Raw genomic sequence first — 14,741 nt, 5'->3', positions numbered from 1 at the left:
AGCGACTGTCTATGACAGTGAAAAATGAACGTTCCATCCGCCTCAGTCGGCAGACTCAAGCTGTGGCAAAAGCCGAAATCAGAACCAGCCCTGAGGAATGATCAGGATGTCACCCGGAAGCATTTCAACGTTGGCAGAGATGTCGCCACGCTTGACCAGATCTTTGAGGCGAACGCTGTAACGTTTGTTGCTGTCGCTGGCCCGGATGATGGTGGCCTTGTTGCCGTCAGCAAAGTCGGTCAGGCCTCCCACCGCGATCATCACGTCCATGACGGTCATCTTCTGTTTGTACGGAAGGAATTGCGGCTTGGCTGCCTCGCCAACCACACGAATCTGTTCGCTGTAGGGGCCAACGAAGTTGGTAACGATGACGGTAACCACAGGGTCACGAACAAACTTCGCCAACGCTGTCTCTACATCGCGGGCAATCTGCGTGGGCGTTTTGCCTTGTGCAACCAGCTCGTCAACCAGTGGGGTGGAAACCTTGCCATCGGGGCGAACGGGGACGCTGGAGGAAAGCTCAGGATTGCGCCAGACGTTGATATTGAGGTTGTCCCCCGGGCCGACGATGTAGTTGTAGTCAGGGCTGGAGGCGAGGGTCGGCGCGGGAGGATTGGCGTTCTGGGTGGCGCAACCGGTTGCGCCGAGCACCAAAGTCAGCACCGCGATACGGCGAGCGGAAGTGCGCATGAGTTCTGAAGTATGTTTTTGCATGGTCCACGTCCTCAAAATCACGGGGAAATGTTAATAAAAGTTAACGGTCTTTTTTAATATACCGCACACCACGGCCCGATGACTATCCGCAAAGTGTGACGAAGTACCAAAACTGGGGCGCTTGCACACTGGCGTCGATTTAGTTTTGCTTCAGTACGCTGTTGCACAGATGGATCGGAGCCCAGAGAGTACGTCTTCGCCTTGGTCGGGTACACCCTAGCGGGCGCTTTAAAATGAGCGGCGACTCTGTCATCAACCCACAGGAAACTCAGCATGTCCCTCTTCACCGCCGTCGAAATGGCGCCGCGCGACCCGATTCTCGGTCTGAACGAACAGTTTGCCGCCGACGCAAATCCCAACAAGGTGAACCTGGGGGTGGGCGTGTATTTTGACGACAACGGCAAGCTTCCATTGCTGCAATGCGTTCAAAGCGCTGAAAAGACCATGATGGACAAGCCCACCGCGCGCGGTTATCTCCCCATCGACGGCATTGCTGCCTATGACGCCGCCGTCAAAGGACTGGTGTTCGGTGTCGAATCGGAGCCGGTGAAGTCCGGCCGCGTGGCGACCGTGCAGGCCATCGGCGGCACGGGCGGCTTGAAAATTGGCGCCGACTTCCTAAAACGGCTGAACCCCGATGCCACGGTGCTGATCAGCGACCCGAGCTGGGAAAACCACCGCGCCCTCTTCACCAACGCCGGTTTCACGGTGGGCACCTACGCTTACTACGACGCCGAGAAACGCGGCGTCAACTTTGACGGCATGCTGGCCAGCCTGAATGCGGCAGCGCCCGGCACCATCGTTGTGCTGCACGCCTGCTGTCACAACCCCACCGGCTACGACATCACTCCCCAACAGTGGGACCAGGTGATCGCAGCGGTGAAGGCTCGCAACCTCACGCCTTTCCTGGACATGGCCTACCAAGGTTTTGGCCATGGCATCGCCGACGACGGTGCGGTCATCGCCAAGTTCGTGGCTGCGGGTCTGGTGTTCTTTGTCTCGACCTCGTTCTCCAAAAGCTTCAGCCTGTACGGCGAGCGCGTGGGTGCCTTGTCGGTGCTGTGCGAGAGCGCGGAAGAGGCCTCGCGCGTGCTGTCGCAGCTCAAGATTGCCATCCGCACCAACTATTCCAACCCGCCCATCCACGGCGGCGCGGTGGTGGCGGCCGTGCTCAACAACCCTGAACTGCGCACCCTTTGGGAGAAAGAACTCGGCGAGATGCGTGTGCGCATCAAGGCCATGCGTCAAAAGCTGGTCGATGGCCTCAAGGCCGCCGGTGTCAAACAGGACATGGGCTTCATCACCAGCCAGATCGGCATGTTCAGCTACTCCGGCCTCAACAAGGACCAGATGGTGCGCCTGCGCACCGAATTCGGCGTGTACGGAACCGACACCGGACGCATGTGCGTGGCCGCGCTCAACAGCAAGAACATCGACTACGTCTGCCAGTCGATTGCCAAGGTGGTCTGAGTCACGCTCAACCAAGGGCGCCGCGGAACAGCCTTTGCCGTGCCACAGGCACTGCCCCCTTTCAGGGGGTCGCGCGAAGCGCGGCGGGGGTTACTCCCAAATCACCGATCGCATGGAGATCGAAGCGCCCTGAAAGCCCTCGTTGAAGAAGCGAGGTTCATCTTCTTCCTGCACCGCGCCCGCCGCGTACAGCAGTGGCAGGTAGTGCTCCCAGCTGGGGTGAGCCATCTGCGCCACGGCACCCAACTGTGGAAAATCGCAGAGCGCCGGCAGTCGTCGTTGAACAATGTGATCGGCGGTGACGCGATCGAATTCGATGGCCCAGTCGTAAGCCTGGTTGTCGGGAGCGTCGCGTCGCATGGTGCGCAGGTTGTGAACCGCGTTCCCGCTGCCAACGATCAACACACCACGCTCGCGCAGCTGTGCCAGCTGGCGGCCGATGGCGAAATGCTCGGCGGCAGGCCGGCTGTAGTCCATGCTGAGCTGGATCACCGGAATGGCGGCATCGGGGAACATCGGCTTGAGAATGGACCAAGCCCCGTGGTCCAGACCCCAGTCGCCTCCATCCAGCTCCAGGGGCCGGTTGGAGCCCGGTTGCAGCACGGACCGGCTGATGAATCGGGCGGCTGGCGGCGAGCCCGGAGCAGGGTATTGTTGGTCGAACAGCGCCTGAGGGAAGCCGCCGAAGTCGTGGATGGTGCGCGGCTGCGCCATGGCGGTGAGCTGCCAGCCGGCCGTCAGCCAGTGGGCCGAAATGCACAGGATCAGACGGGGCTGCTGCGCGCGCGCCAGCAGCTCTGTACCCAGCGCCTGCCAACTCTGGCGCCACCGGTTGTTCTCGATGGCATTCATCGGACTGCCGTGGCCCACGAACAGAACGGGCAAACGAGCAGTGGTGGGCAAATCACTCCAGGTGGTTGTGACGGATTCTGGTGCAGTGGATTCGGACATGGGGTGGGGCGGATGGTTACCGTCTGGCAGGCGGCTGAAATCGGTGATCCGGATTCTTCCACGAAGGTGACAAATGGCCCTGTAAATTAGGTGTTATCACGCTAACGCTCCTTGGCGCATGCTGCTATATTGCACTGCAACATAACGAAATCGGACAACCATGCTCTACCAGATTTACGAGACACAACGCTCCATGATGGAGCCGTTTTCGGACTTGGCCGAGGTGGCCGCGAAGCTTTTCACCAACCCGAGCCTGCCCCTGGCCCAGTTGCCCATCGCCCAGCGCATTTCTGCGGGCTACGACCTGATGCACCGTCTGGGCAAGGACTACGAGAAGCCGGTCTTCGGCATCCACACGGTGGACGTCGATGGCGTGGACGTGGCGATCCACGAGCGCATCGAAATCGACAAGCCGTTCTGTGAACTGCGCCGATTCAAACGCTTCTCTGACGACACCAGCACGCTGGCCAAGCTCAAGGGCGAACCCGTGGTGCTGATCGTGGCCCCGCTCTCCGGCCACTACGCCACACTGCTGCGCGACACGGTCCGCACCATGCTCAAGGACCACAAGGTCTACATCACCGACTGGAAAAACGCCCGGCTGGTGCCCCTGTCCGACGGTGCGTTCCACCTCGACGACTACGTGAACTACGTGCAGGAGTTCATTCGCCACCTGCAAAAAGGCTATGGCAACTGCCACGTGATCAGCGTGTGCCAGCCCACCGTGCCGGTTCTGGCCGCAGTGTCACTGATGGCAAGCCGCGGGGAAACCACGCCGCTGTCCATGACGATGATGGGCGGGCCAATCGACGCCCGCAAATCGCCCACGGCGGTGAACAACCTGGCCACCCAGCGCAGTTACGAGTGGTTCGAGAACAACGTGATCTACCGCGTGCCCGACAGTTTCCCCGGCGCCGGCCGCCGGGTGTACCCCGGTTTCCTGCAACACACCGGCTTCGTGGCCATGAACCCGGACCGTCATGCGTCGAGCCACTACGACTACTTCAAGGATCTGATCAAGGGCGACAACGAGAGCGCGGAGAGCCACCGCAAGTTTTACGACGAGTACAACGCCGTGCTCGACATGGACGCCGACTACTACCTCGAAACCATCGACACGGTGTTCCAGGACTTCAAACTCGTCAACGGCACCTGGGACGTGAAAAACCCGCAAGGCGAACTCGAGCGTGTGCGCCCGCAGGATATCCAGCACACCGCACTGCTCACCATTGAAGGTGAACTGGACGACATCTCGGGCTCTGGGCAGACTGCCGCCGCGCACGACCTGTGCACCGGCATTCCAAAGTCGCACCAGATGCACTACGAAGCCGCGGGCGCGGGCCACTACGGCATCTTCAGCGGCCGCCGTTGGCGCGACTTCGTGCATCCGGTGGTGAAGGCGTTCCTCAAGGTCCACCAACCCACAGTGGTGGCTGCACCAGCGGCCAAAACTGCTGCGCCCAAGCCTGCAAAAGCCGCCACCAAGGCACCGACCAAGCCGACCGTCAAGGCTGCGGCCAAAGCCCCGGCGAAGAGAGCGAAGCTGGTGACCAAACCCGCAGCCAAGGCGCCCGCCGCCCGCAAGGCGCGCAACACCACGGCCTGAGCGGGGTTCGATCCTGAAGCCCGGCGGCCTTCAAGGGCGCCGGTATATTGGCCGTATGAATGACCTCGCACGGCGCATTGACGCCGCCTTGCCGCAAACGCAGTGCACACGCTGCGGCTATCCCGACTGCGCGAGCTACGCGCTGGCCATTGCCGAGGGCGACGCCGACATCAACCAATGCCCACCCGGCGGAGCCGAAGGCATCGAGCGCCTGGCTGCCATCACAGGACGGGTAGCCACGCCCCTGAACCCCCACAACGGAATCGAAGGTCCGGTGACGGTTGCCGTGATCGACGAGGACTGGTGCATCGGCTGCACGCTGTGCATCAAGGTCTGCCCGACCGACGCGATCGTGGGCAGCAACAAGCGCATGCACACCGTGATCGAGCCCGTCTGCACCGGTTGCGAGCTGTGCTTGCCGGTGTGCCCCGTGGACTGCATTTCACTGGAGATCGTCAGCGGGGAGCGCACCGGCTGGCAAGCCTGGACGGCCGAGCAGGCGCGCCAAGGCCAGGCGCGCTACCTGGCAAGGCAAGACCGCCTGGCACGCGAAAAGCTGGAGCACGAGGATCGGCTCGAAGCCAAGGCGAAGGAAAAGCTGAGCGACCTGGCCGCGCATTCACGGATCACCGATGAGGCCCTGCTGGACAAGAAACGCGCGGTGATCGAGGCCGCGCTTGCCCGGGCCAGGGCCAAGCGCACAAACCTCTGAACCGGGCCTGAAACAGCGTCTGAATCAGGCGATCTGGCGCGCTGCTGCGGTCTTGTAGACGCCGCAACCCACGTACAGGTCGTCCACCTTCACCACGTACGACATCTTGGCCTGGATGCTGCCGTTGGCCGGGTTGCCGATGTCGTACTCGACCCAGCCCGGGCCGGCTTCGGCCTGCGAAACGATGGCATTGAGCAGCGCCTGGCCGTCAATGCCGGGAATGTCCTGCACGCGACTGCCCACCTTTTCAGGCTTGCCACCGAACGCGCGGTAGACGCCATTGCGGTCCAGGGCAAACACGTACATGTCGCGGTCGTGGAAACCGTTGGCGGGCGTGGTGATCTCGCGTACGAAGGCATCGCGCCCGCGCTGCTGGCGCATGACCTGCGCCCGATCCACGAGCAGCATGGCCTCTTCGGCCGTGCCCTGCTGCAACATGAAGGACGATACGGCTTTGGAGAGGTGGGCGGCGCGCTGCTCCAGCTGGTCGGCCTGCGCCACGGCGCGCTCGACCATTTGCGCATTGCGCTGGGTGATCTCGTCGAGTTGAGAAACAGCCGACGAGATCTCGCTCAGGCCGGTGCTCTGCTCGGCGCTGGAAGCCGAGATCAGCGACATGTTGGCGGCCACGCCGCGCACGCCGTTGGCGATCTGCTGGATGCTGTTGCCGGCCGTGCGTATCTGCACCACGCTGGCCTCCACCTGCTGGCGCGAGGCTTCGATGAGCTGGCGGATTTCCTTGGCGGATGCGGCCGAGCGCTGGGCCAGCGAACGCACCTCGGCCGCCACCACGGCAAAGCCCCTGCCCTGCTCGCCCGCGCGGGCGGCTTCCACCGCCGCGTTGAGCGCGAGGATGTTGGTCTGGAAGGCCAGGCTGTCGATCACGCCGATGATCTCGTTCATCTGCTGGGCGCTTTTCTGAATGCCTTCGACCGACTCAACCGCACGGCCCATCGACTTCGCGCCCGATTCGGCCACGTCGCGCACCTGGGCGGCCTGGCTGTCGGAGTCGCCTGCGGTCTTGGCGTTTTGTTGAACCGTGCTGGAGAGCTCGTGCACGCTGGCAGCGGTCTGTTCGAGGTTGGCCGCTTGTTGTTCGGTGCGGTCGGCCAGATCTCGGTTGCCGGTGGCCAGGCTCTTGCCGGCGTGGGCCACCAGGGCCGAATTGCTGCGCACCTCGGCCACCATGGACGAGAGGTTGCCCACCATGCGGTCGAGCAGTCGGGTGAGATCGGCCAGCTCGTCAGTGCCGCGCGCCTTCAGCACGGTGCGCAGGTTGCCCGAGGCCGTCTGCTCCATGCTGGCGAGCACCTGCCGGAAATCGCTCATGAAGCTGACGTAGAAGCTCAGCATGAGGTAGGCCAGCACGCCAGCGCCACCGAGCTCGATACCCAGCACCCAGGCGCTGGCCGAGGGTGACCCGGACACAACCCAGGAGAACACCTGTGGCAGCAGGGAGGCGGCGGCCAGCAGCAGCAACTTGCCGCGCAGGCGCAGGCGCCGCATCAGCCAGACGCCGGGGGACAAGGGGTGAAAACCGGACATGCGCGTGTCTCTCCTTGGTGTGGTTGTATTTCTATCGGCCAGAACGGGATCGGCTTGAGACACACCCGCTCTCAATGGGGACCGGAGATCCCCGATTGACGCGCTTCAAAGTGCCGGAACAGTTGCACCGCCATCACGCGAAGCGCGTCATCGGCCATGTTGTGGGCATGCGAGAGTTGCTCCAGGCCGTAGCGCCGGTCGTGCTGCATGAGGGCGCGGCTCACGCACATGCCCTGACTGGACATGCGCAGGCAAAACGCTTCGAGCAGGTCGTGAGGCCATCTCTGCGACGTGTCGCGCGCGTGGCGCATCACCGCGGCGAGCACCGGTGTGGATGCGGTTTCTGGCAGTTGGCGGGTCGGGACCTGGCTCATGGCGGGCTCCTGCGGCGGTTGGACCACCTGTGATGGGAACGTGGCTTCGGGATGCCTCAAGCGTAGGGCGATGTGGCTGCGGGCATAGCCCGGAACAGCGGCCAAAAACCCCGTTTGCTCAACGTCTCGGCGGTGTCCGGCGGCACAATCCGGCCATGACGCCCCAAACTTCACGCCTGATCAAGCTCACCGCACAGCCCGCCGGCGCGCCCGACACCGACCACCCCAAGCCCGAGCGGTTGGTGCGCGGCAACCCGCTGCGCGAAACCTGGAACCTGGTGGATGCTGCCTTGCCGGCGGGACAGGTCTATTGCGGCGTGTGGCGCTGCGAGCCTGGGCGTTGGCGCATCGCCATGGGCGATACCGAACGCGAGCTCTTCACCGTGCTGCTGGGCCGCTGCCGTGTGCACGACGCGCTGGGCGGATTTGAAGAGGTGGAACCGGGCGAGGGCCTCTACATTCCGCCGGGCTTTGCCGGGGAGTTCGAGGTGCTGGAGCCCCTCACCAAGACTTACATGATCGCGGAGTGATGGCCCCGACCTGGCTCAGCCGGGTTGAGCCGAGAGCCTGGCAAACGCGCTGACCACCTCGGATGGCGCCTGCACCAGCTCGATCAGCACGCCCTCGCCCGCAATCGGGAATTCGTCGTTGGCCTTGGGGTGCAGGAAGGTGATGTCAAAACCAGCCGCGCCCTTTCGGATGCCACCCGGTGCAAAGCGCACGCCCTGGGCGGTCAACCAATCCACAGCGGTGGGTAGATCGTCGATCCACAGGCCGACGTGGTTGAGCGGCGTGGTGTGCACCGCGGGTTTCTTGTCGGGGTCCAGCGGCTGCATCAGGTCGACCTCGACCTTGAACGGCCCGCTGCCGATGGCGCAGATGTCTTCGTCGACGTTTTCGCGCTCGCTCCGGAAAGTGCCCGTGATCTCCAGGCCGAGCATGTCGACCCAGAGCTTCTGCAGGCGCTGCTTGTCGGGCCCGCCGATGGCGATCTGCTGAATGCCCAGAACTTTGAAGGGACGAACGGGGGAAGCCGATGTGCTCATGCGTCAGTGAAAACCGTTGAGGGTGTGGGAGGACGGGTGGCTGGCCTGCTCCAGCGTCCAGACCGTGGCCGGCGGCAGGTTGGCCCAGATGGAAGCGGCCCGGCGCCAACGCCAGCCGATGGGAATGTCGTTGAAGGGGCGCAGATGGGGCGAGGCGTAGGTGTACTGGATCAGGCGCGACCCCGGACGGCTTTCGATCAGGGCGACCATGGCATCGATGCAGCCATGCGCTTCTTCGCGGGTCATCGACAGCAAAGGCAGTGAAGACACCACGGTCACCGGGCACTGCGCCTCGATGTCCAGCGCGTCCAGCCGGGTGGCGCAATGGTTCAGCACCTCCAGATCGGGGAAGTGTTTGCGCAGCAGTTGCGCAAAGCCGGGGTCCCGCTCGATCACCATGAAACGCCCGACCCGGGCCAGCGCGGGCAGCAGGGCGCGGGTGATGGCTCCGGTGCCGGCTCCCACCTCGATCAAGGTCCTGGGGTCCGATCGCAGGACTTCATTCAGGATGGCCTGCGCCAGGGCTTTGGAGGCTGGGGCGATGGCCCCGACACGCCTGGGGTGGCGCAGGTAACCCAGTGCAAAAGCCAGACCGTGCCGCATGCGAAACCCTTCAGAGTCGTTGTGAACGACAGGGTAGCGCAATTCAAACCCCGTTGTCTGTGGGGCACATGCCGGGCCGAAGCTCACTCGAACTCGACGATGGGCTGATCCACCACCAGCGATTCGCCCTTGGAGGCGAGCACCTTGCCCACCACGCCATCGGCCGCGGCGAACAGCACGTTCTCCATCTTCATGGCTTCAATCACGGCCACCCGCTCGCCGGCCTGCACCTTCTGGCCCGGTTTCACCGCCACGTCCACCAACAGGCCCGGCATCGGCGAGAGCACGTATTTGCTCATGTCGGCTGGCGCCTTGAACGGCATGAGCGCGTGCAGTTCGGCCATGCGCGGCGACACCACCATGGTCTCGATGCGGGTGCCGTTGTGTTGCACCACCAACGCCAGCGGGTTGCGCGGCGTGCCGCGCTCGATCTGCGCAGTGAAGGCCTGGCCGTTGCATTCGCCGGTGATGCAGATGTCGTTCAGGCGCGAAGGGCTGCTGATGGCATAGCGCTTGTCGGCCACCGTGACCACCGCCGAACCGAGTTGGCCCACCACCTCGTCCACATGCACCGGCTTGTAGACATGCTCACCGGTGGCACCGAGCACGATCACGCGAAAGTCGTGACCTACCTTCACGCCATAGCCAGGCAACTGGCCCGACAGACCCGCCGCGCGTTCGCGCGACTTGCGGCGCACGAAGGCGGCCAGGGCCACCAGGAAATCGGCATCGTCGTGCGGCACGTCCTCGGCGCGGAAGCCGTGGCCGTAGTGCTCGGCGATGAAGCCGGTGTTGAAGTCGCCAGCCACGAATTTCGGGTGCGCCAGCAGCGCCGCCTGGAACGGAATGTTGCTGCTGATACCTCGAATGACGAATCCGTTGAGCGCCTCGCGCATCTTGGTGATCGCCTCTTGCCGGTCTTTGCCATGCACGATCAGCTTGGCGATCATGGAGTCGTAGAACATCGGGATCTCGCCGCCGTCCTGCACGCCGGTGTCCACGCGCACGCCCAGCAGATCGGCCGTGTTGCCCTGCCACATGCTCTGCGCGGGTGGCGAAAAGCGCACCAGCCGCCCGGTGCTGGGAAGGAAGTTGCGGAACGGGTCTTCCGCGTTGATGCGGCACTCGATCGCCCAACCCTCGCGCTTGACCTGGTCTTGGGTCAACGGCAGCTTCTCACCAGCGGCCACGCGGATCATGAGCTCCACCAGGTCCAGCCCGGTGATGCACTCGGTCACCGGGTGCTCCACCTGCAGGCGCGTGTTCATTTCCAGGAAATAGAAGTCCTGGTCCTTGCCCACCACGAACTCCACCGTGCCCGCGCTCTGGTACTTCACGGCCTTGGCCAGCGCCACAGCCTGCTCGCCCATGGCCTTGCGCGTGGCATCGCTGATGAAGGGCGACGGCGCCTCTTCAATCACCTTCTGGTGGCGGCGCTGGATCGAGCACTCGCGCTCGTTCAGGTAGATCACGTTGCCGTGCGAATCGCCCAGCACCTGGATCTCGATGTGGCGCGGCTCCTGCACGAACTTCTCGATGAAGATGCGGTCGTCGCCGAAGCTGTTGCGCGCTTCGTTCTGGCACGCGGTGAAGCCCTCGAGGGCCTCCTTGTCGTTGTACGCCACGCGCAGGCCCTTGCCACCGCCGCCGGCACTGGCCTTGATCATCACCGGGTAGCCGATGTCCTTGGCGATCTCCACCGCGCGCTCGGCACATTCGATGGCGTCGTTCCAGCCCGGGATGGTGTTGACCTTGGCCGCGTTGGCCAGTTTCTTGGACGCGATCTTGTCGCCCATGGCCGCGATGCTGAAGTGCTTCGGGCCGATGAAGGCCATGCCCTCTTCTTCCACGCGGCGCGCGAAGGCTTCGTTCTCCGACAGGAAGCCGTAGCCCGGGTGGATGGCCTGGGCACCGGTCTGCTTGGCGGCGGCGATGATCTTGTCGGCCACCAGGTAGGACTCGCGCGAAGGCGCCGGGCCCAGCAGCACGGCTTCGTCGGCCAGTTGCACGTGGCGCGCTTCCTTGTCGGCCTCGGAATACACCGCCACGGTGGCGATGCCCATTTTCTTCGCGGTGGCGATCACGCGGCAGGCGATCTCGCCGCGGTTCGCAATCAGGATCTTGGTAAACATGTTGTTGTTCTCCGTACCGTTCAAAGCGGAATGTTCCCGTGCTTGCGCCAAGGGTTCTCGAGCTTCTTGTCTTTCAGCATCACCAACGAGCGGCAGATGCGCTTGCGCGTCTCGTGCGGCAGGATCACGTCGTCGATGAAGCCGCGCGCGCCCGCCACGAAGGGGTTGGCAAAACGGGCCTTGTATTCGGCCTCGCGCTGCGCGAGCTTGGCCGGGTCCTTCTTCTCTTCGCGGAAGATGATCTCCACCGCGCCCTTGGCGCCCATCACCGCGATCTCGGCGTTGGGCCAGGCGAAGTTCACGTCGCCGCGCAGGTGCTTGGAGCTCATCACGTCGTAGGCGCCGCCGTAGGCCTTGCGCGTGATCACGGTGATCTTGGGCACGGTGCACTCGGCGTACGCGTAGAGCAGCTTGGCACCGTGCTTGATGATGCCGCCGTACTCCTGAGAGGTGCCGGGCATGAAGCCGGGCACGTCCACGAAGGTGATCACCGGAATGTTGAAGGCATCGCAGAAGCGCACGAAGCGCGCGGCCTTGATGCTCGACTTGATGTCCAGGCACCCGGCCAGCACCAGCGGCTGGTTGGCCACGATCCCCACCGTCTGGCCGTCCATGCGCGCAAAGCCGATCAGGATGTTTTTCGCGTACTCAGGCTGCAGTTCAAAGAAGTCACCGTCGTCGACCGTTTTGACGATCAGCTCCTTCATGTCGTAAGGCTTGTTCGGGTGCTCGGGCACCAGCGTGTCCAGGCTGATGTCCATGCGGTCGATCGGGTCGCCGCTGGGCCGCACCGGCGCCTTCTCGCGGTTGTTCAGCGGCAGGTAGTTGTAGAGCCGGCGCAGCATCAGCAGCGCTTCCACGTCGTTCTCGAACGCGAGGTCGGCCACACCGCTCTTGGTGGTGTGCGTGATGGCGCCGCCCAGCTCCTCGGCCGTCACTTCCTCGTGCGTCACGGTTTTCACCACCTCGGGGCCGGTGACGAACATGTAGGCCGAGTCCTTCACCATGAAGATGAAGTCGGTCATGGCGGGCGAGTACACCGCGCCACCGGCCGAGGGGCCCATGATCATGCTGATCTGCGGCACCACACCGCTGGCCATCACGTTGCGCTGGAACACGTCGGCATAACCACCGAGCGAGGCCACGCCTTCCTGGATGCGCGCACCGCCCGAATCGTTCAGCCCGATCACCGGCGCGCCGACCTTCATGGCCTGGTCCATCACCTTGCAGATCTTCTCGGCATGCGCCTCGGAGAGCGCGCCGCCGAAGACCGTGAAGTCCTGGCTGAACACGAACACCAGACGGCCGTTGATCATCCCGTAGCCCGTGACCACGCCATCACCCGGGATCTTGTTGTCCTGCATGCCGAAATCGGTGCAGCGGTGCTCGACGAACATGTCCCACTCTTCGAACGTGCCTTCGTCCAGCAGCACCTCAAGCCGCTCGCGAGCGCTCAGTTTGCCTTTGGCGTGCTGCGCGGCAATGCGCTTCTCTCCGCCACCCAAGCGGGCGGCAGCACGTTTTTCTTCGAGTTGTTCGAGGATGTCCTGCATGGTGTTGTTCTCCTGGGATAACTTGGAATTCAGTCAAAAAGATCGAGCAGCTGGCGCGCGGCGGCGCTGGCCGGCAAGGTGCCGGCCAATACGCGTTGGGAAGCGTCGTCCAGGGCGGCACGCACCTGCGGGTGCGCGCGAAAACGCTGTTTGAGGCCGGCGTCGATGCGCTCCCACATCCAGGCTTTCGCCTGCTGCTGGCGCCGTGCTGCGATTTGGCCGTTCTCGATCTGCAGCATGCGAAAGCGCGACACCTCGGCCCAGAACGCATCGACACCACGCCCCAGCAACGCGCTGAGCTGGATCACCTGCGGGTGCCACATGGCCTCGTTGTGGTGTGCATGTTCGGGGTGTCCCTGCAGACCCAGCAGGCGCAGCGACGAGGTGATCTGCGCGCGCGCTCGCGTGGCGGCGTCGGGGTCGAGGTCGGCCTTGTTGATGACCACCAGGTCGGCCAGCTCCATCACGCCCTTTTTGATCGCCTGCAAATCATCGCCGGCGTTGGGCAGTTGCATGAGCACGAACATGTCGGTCATGCCGCTCACAGCCGTCTCGCTCTGGCCCACGCCCACGGTCTCGACGATCACGATGTCGTAACCCGCCGCCTCGCAGACCAGCATGGCCTCACGCGTTTTTTCGGCCACACCGCCCAGCGTGCCGCTGCTCGGGCTGGGGCGGATGTAGGCCTGCTCGTGCACCGAGAGCTTTTCCATGCGCGTCTTGTCTCCCAGGATCGAGCCGCCCGACACCGTGCTGGACGGATCGACTGTGAGCACTGCCACGCGATGGCCCTTGTCGATGAGGTACAGCCCCAGCGCTTCGATGAAGGTGCTCTTGCCCACGCCCGGCACGCCGCTGAGCCCTAAGCGAAAGGCTTTGCCTGTGTGCGGCAGCAAGGCCGTGAGCAGTTCGTCGCCCTGCGCGCGGTGATCGGCGCGGGTGGATTCGAGCAGCGTGATGGCCTTGGCGATGGCGCGGCGTTGCGCCATGGGGGCGCCAGAGATGATGCTGTTGGTGAGCCCTTCGACAGGCTCAGGGCGAACGGAGGGGGTGGGTTCGCGGCGGTGGACTTCCTGGTCGACCTGAGCCCCACTCCGCTCCGGCTGAGCCCCACTCCGCTCCGGCTGATCCCCACCCCGCTCTGTCTGAGCCCCACCCCGTTCGGGCTGAGCTTGTCGAAGCCCATCCACAGCCTGCTTCGAACGCGCCAGCGCTTGAACCCGCTCCCAATCGCCAGCGATCAACGCCTCCTTCTTCGCCCGCGACCAACCTTTGATCTGCTGCTCGAAAGCCAACGCGCCCTCGCGTGACTCGAACTCGCCCTGCCAGACCAGCTGGACCGGCTTGCGCGTCGCGGTGTAACCGGTGTCACCCACTTGGTGTTGCAACAGGCGTGCCTCCAACTCGTCGGTGTGGCCGGCGTAGTAGGTACCGTCTCGGCAGAGCAGAAGGTAGACGTGGAAAGGTTTCACGCGGAATGGGTGGGTGAGGGCTTCGACAAGCTCAGCCCGAACGGAGTTTGGCTCAGCCCGAACGGAGTTTGGCTCGGTTCGACCGGACAACGGATTCGGAGCGTGGGTTCAAGCAGCACCCAGCGCCTTCCTGATCTGCTCCAGCACATCTTTCGCGCTCGCCGGAATCGGCGTGCCCGGGCCGTAGATTCCCTTGACGCCGGCCTCATACAGCATCTCGTAGTCCTGGCGCGGAATCACACCACCGACGAACACAATGATGTCGTCGGCGCCCTGCTTCTTGAGTTCGGCAATGATGGCCGGCACCAACGTCTTGTGCCCGGCGGCCAGCGTGGACACCCCCACCGCGTGCACGTCGTTTTCAATGGCCTGGCGCGCGCACTCCTCGGGCGTCTGAAACAGCGGGCCCATGTCGACGTCGAACCCCAGGTCGGCAAACGCCGTGGCCACCACCTTGGCACCGCGGTCGTGGCCGTCCTGGCCGAGCTTGCTGATCATCACGCGCGGTCGGCGGCCCTGCTCATCGGCAAACGTGTTGATCTCGGTCTTGAGGGCGTCCCAGC

At 63.9% G+C, this 14,741-nt stretch carries 14 protein-coding genes and 1 pseudogene; 4 read left to right on the top strand and 11 right to left on the bottom strand.

The genetic code is table 11. The annotated features are described in order from the left end of the window. Positions 1-78 precede the first annotated feature (78 nt). On the bottom strand, positions 79-714 hold the full coding sequence (locus IV113_RS14145) for an XrtA/PEP-CTERM system exopolysaccharide export protein (RefSeq protein WP_291086230.1): 636 nt from the start codon (positions 712-714) through the stop codon (positions 79-81). A 273-nt stretch (positions 715-987) separates the two neighbouring features. Here IV113_RS14145 and IV113_RS14140 point away from each other — a divergent pair, with 273 nt between their 5' ends. Beyond that, positions 988-2,184 carry an amino acid aminotransferase gene (locus IV113_RS14140; RefSeq protein ID WP_291086229.1) on the top strand — a complete coding sequence of 399 codons (1,197 nt, stop codon included), beginning with the start codon at positions 988-990 and terminating at the stop codon, positions 2,182-2,184. A 90-nt stretch (positions 2,185-2,274) separates the two neighbouring features. Here the strand turns inward: IV113_RS14140 and ygiD are convergent, their stop codons facing one another. Next, on the bottom strand, positions 2,275-3,135 hold the full coding sequence (ygiD, locus tag IV113_RS14135) for a 4,5-DOPA dioxygenase extradiol (RefSeq protein ID WP_291086227.1): 861 nt from the start codon (positions 3,133-3,135) through the stop codon (positions 2,275-2,277). A gap of 160 nt (positions 3,136-3,295) precedes the next feature. Here ygiD and phaZ point away from each other — a divergent pair, with 160 nt between their 5' ends. Both phaZ and rsxB read left to right on the top strand, forming a co-directional pair. After that, positions 3,296-4,741, top strand: coding sequence for a polyhydroxyalkanoate depolymerase (gene phaZ / locus IV113_RS14130; RefSeq protein WP_291086222.1), 1,446 nt, complete (start codon positions 3,296-3,298; stop codon positions 4,739-4,741). A 55-nt stretch (positions 4,742-4,796) separates the two neighbouring features. Further along, positions 4,797-5,453: an electron transport complex subunit RsxB gene (gene rsxB / locus IV113_RS14125; protein WP_291086219.1), complete on the top strand. Its 657-nt coding sequence runs from the start codon at positions 4,797-4,799 to the stop codon at positions 5,451-5,453. A gap of 24 nt (positions 5,454-5,477) precedes the next feature. Here rsxB and IV113_RS14120 read toward each other — a convergent pair whose 3' ends face one another. Together IV113_RS14120 and IV113_RS14115 are read right to left on the bottom strand one after the other, a co-directional pair. After that, the gene (locus IV113_RS14120) at positions 5,478-6,998 is read right to left on the bottom strand and encodes a methyl-accepting chemotaxis protein (protein ID WP_291086216.1); all 1,521 of its coding nucleotides are present in this window, start codon (positions 6,996-6,998) and stop codon (positions 5,478-5,480) included. Between the two features lie 71 nt (positions 6,999-7,069). Then, entirely contained in the window at positions 7,070-7,372 is a 303-nt protein-coding gene (locus IV113_RS14115) for a hypothetical protein (RefSeq protein ID WP_291086213.1), read from the bottom strand. A 155-nt stretch (positions 7,373-7,527) separates the two neighbouring features. Here IV113_RS14115 and IV113_RS14110 point away from each other — a divergent pair, with 155 nt between their 5' ends. Beyond that, on the top strand, positions 7,528-7,902 hold the full coding sequence (locus IV113_RS14110) for a cupin domain-containing protein (protein WP_291086210.1): 375 nt from the start codon (positions 7,528-7,530) through the stop codon (positions 7,900-7,902). A gap of 15 nt (positions 7,903-7,917) precedes the next feature. On the opposite strand, the gene IV113_RS14105 is transcribed toward IV113_RS14110, so the two are convergent. From IV113_RS14105 to IV113_RS14075, 7 genes and pseudogenes are all read right to left on the bottom strand, one after another. Beyond that, entirely contained in the window at positions 7,918-8,418 is a 501-nt protein-coding gene (locus IV113_RS14105) for a VOC family protein (RefSeq protein ID WP_291086208.1), read from the bottom strand. 3 nt (positions 8,419-8,421) lie between these two features. Next, the gene (locus IV113_RS14100; RefSeq protein WP_291086206.1) at positions 8,422-9,021 is read right to left on the bottom strand and encodes an rRNA adenine N-6-methyltransferase family protein; all 600 of its coding nucleotides are present in this window, start codon (positions 9,019-9,021) and stop codon (positions 8,422-8,424) included. An 83-nt stretch (positions 9,022-9,104) separates the two neighbouring features. After that, positions 9,105-11,153: an acetyl/propionyl/methylcrotonyl-CoA carboxylase subunit alpha gene (locus IV113_RS14095; protein ID WP_291086203.1), complete on the bottom strand. Its 2,049-nt coding sequence runs from the start codon at positions 11,151-11,153 to the stop codon at positions 9,105-9,107. A 20-nt stretch (positions 11,154-11,173) separates the two neighbouring features. Beyond that, on the bottom strand, positions 11,174-12,706 hold the full coding sequence (locus tag IV113_RS14090) for an acyl-CoA carboxylase subunit beta (RefSeq protein ID WP_291086201.1): 1,533 nt from the start codon (positions 12,704-12,706) through the stop codon (positions 11,174-11,176). A 29-nt stretch (positions 12,707-12,735) separates the two neighbouring features. Continuing rightward, complete coding sequence (meaB, locus tag IV113_RS14085; protein WP_291086337.1) at positions 12,736-13,713, bottom strand: methylmalonyl Co-A mutase-associated GTPase MeaB; 978 nt, start codon at positions 13,711-13,713, stop codon at positions 12,736-12,738. Positions 13,714-13,968: 255 nt separating this feature from the next. Beyond that, positions 13,969-14,178: pseudogene (locus IV113_RS14080) on the bottom strand (GIY-YIG nuclease family protein); the annotation flags it as partial. A 108-nt stretch (positions 14,179-14,286) separates the two neighbouring features. Further along, the coding region (locus tag IV113_RS14075) for a cobalamin-dependent protein (protein WP_291086198.1) at positions 14,287-14,741 on the bottom strand (455 nt) is incomplete at its 5' end.

This window comes from Hydrogenophaga sp., from assembly GCF_018780385.1.
Taxonomy (GTDB): domain Bacteria; phylum Pseudomonadota; class Gammaproteobacteria; order Burkholderiales; family Burkholderiaceae_C; genus Hydrogenophaga.
Note: the sequence above shows the minus strand (reverse complement) of the source record. Positions and strands in the feature narration are given on the sequence as shown.